This window comes from Streptococcus suis (genome assembly GCF_046032115.1).
GTDB lineage: Bacteria > Bacillota > Bacilli > Lactobacillales > Streptococcaceae > Streptococcus > Streptococcus suis_AJ.
Genome location: NZ_JARQOZ010000071.1, coordinates 1 through 1,932, shown reverse-complemented (window position 1 = coordinate 1,932; position 1,932 = coordinate 1). Strand labels below are relative to the sequence as shown.

The window sequence follows — 1,932 nt, the reverse complement described above, 5'->3', positions numbered from 1 at the left end:
TTTTCTTCCGCTTCCACCTTATTCCCCTGAACTTAACCCAATTGAACGATTCTGGGCTGGATTGAAAAGAAAAGTGGTTGAGTTATTGAGGAGATTTCAATCGGTTGAGTATTGTTTGGAATGCTATTTTAAAGCTAAATAATTATATTTTAGTTTACTTTTAGTACTAGCTCCAACTATCTGGGAGAGTGAAACAGTTCGGGGAACTGTTTCAGCCCGATCCTAGATACAAAAAAGCGAGAAAAAAGATGCTGGAAATAGGGCGAACCGCATTCGCCTCAAAAGCTGTAGGCAGCTTGTACAGTCTAGCAGACTGTACAAGGCTGGAAATGAGACTTGCGAAAGCAAGTCACTTACGCAAAGTACGGCAAAGCGAGTTAACGAAGTAATTAAAGATAGACTAAATGTCTATAACAGCCTAATGATGCATTTTTTTATTGTTGCTCTCAATGTTTCACTGTGCTATCCTTAGTTCACAACTCCTATAGAATTTTTCATGTCACAATCAATCACTTTTATTTTTCGTGAAAGAAGTAATTTTTTGTTATTGATGATATAGTCTGCTTATCGAAAATTTAGTGGTTGACTATTTTTGACTTGAAACGACAATTAAGATATAAAAAACGAGGAGTCCCCCGTTGGGAATTTCCTCGCTAGTCAGTTGAATATTTTTATGTTGATGGTAAAAGGAATTGGAAGGTTAGGGTGAGAATTAGGTATGTATTGTACGAGATGTTATTTATAGAACAGTATTTTAGCTTAAATACTAAACATGCAAAAATATAGAACGATTAACGGTAATTGCATTGTATAACTTCATTGATAAGACGTTCACCGGGGAAATCTGAAATGATGATTCCTGGTCTACGAATTTGATTGTTTCGTAGATAGTCCGCAACAAGAGTATTGGTTCCTTCAAAGGAAATTGTTGCAAATACACCGAGACGTGCTGTGCGTGGGAAGTCAGGGTAGCGATGCCTAAAACCGGGTTCCGTCAATCCAGTAGAGAGTCGGGAAGCATCAGTTGCTGGACGAACATGTCCACTTGCTACAAAATAAGGGAAAGAACCACCAGAACCACTGAGATAATTCATGAAAATAAAATCAATGCTAGATGTATTTGCCTGATTGATATGGTTCTTTATAGCTTCCCATTTTTTATATAAATCCCAATTTGTATTGAGATGGTATTGATCTTGAGTAATAACAAAACGATAATTTATTCCGTGTTCGATAGACAAGACATCAGGTAAAAGCACAATCTGGCCACGAATTTCGCCTAGTGTAGGATTGTATCCGTTTGACGAAGTCATAGGATTCCAGAAAAGAGAGGAATATCGTTGATAATAGGACTCAAAAAGGGTAAACATTTCAGGATCAGAGGCATGAGTATGCTCTTGTTTAATCCGCATTAAGATGGTTTCACTTGGATAACTTATCAAGTAATTTTGAATAGTTGTAAGAACCTCTTCAAATTGGTAGCCCAAGGCGATTGAGCCATGGTAGAGAGCAAAGTGATCTCCCATATATGCGAGACGAATATCTAAATATCGGATTCCAGACTCCAATTGTTGCTGCAAATTCATTGTTTGCGTACGGACAATATCACGAAAAGGAAGATGGTTACTGTGAGCCATGCTATCATGAGTTCCCGGAATGGCAAGCTCTCCTAGAAAACGATTATCAGGAATTGTGGACATCCAGTCTGTATATTGTTCAATATGCGGTGTGGTCACTTGTTCTTCATACCAAAAGGCGCGGTCATAATGAGCGTGGGTAGAAGTAGGGAAGAGCAAAAAAAGACCTAGACAAGCGGTCAGGGCAAAGGATATCTTCTTTTTTGTATTCATATCTATACCTCCTCGTAAAATAAGTTTATGGGGATTTTTCAATCCCAAATTTTTAATGAGTGTAATAATGTTAACTTGACTA

The 1,932-nt window shown here is 37.7% G+C and carries 2 protein-coding genes; one reads left to right on the top strand and one right to left on the bottom strand.

Features of this window, described 5'->3' with window-relative positions; translation table 11 throughout:
* Nucleotides 1-142: transposase (locus P7J36_RS11500; RefSeq protein WP_408552179.1), on the top strand; the 142-nt coding region annotated here is incomplete at its 5' end.
* A 649-nt stretch (nt 143-791) separates the two neighbouring features.
* Here the strand turns inward: P7J36_RS11500 and P7J36_RS11495 are convergent.
* A partial coding sequence (locus tag P7J36_RS11495) for a phosphatidylinositol-specific phospholipase C (RefSeq protein WP_408562453.1) occupies nt 792-1,932 on the bottom strand: 1,141 nt, incomplete at its 5' end.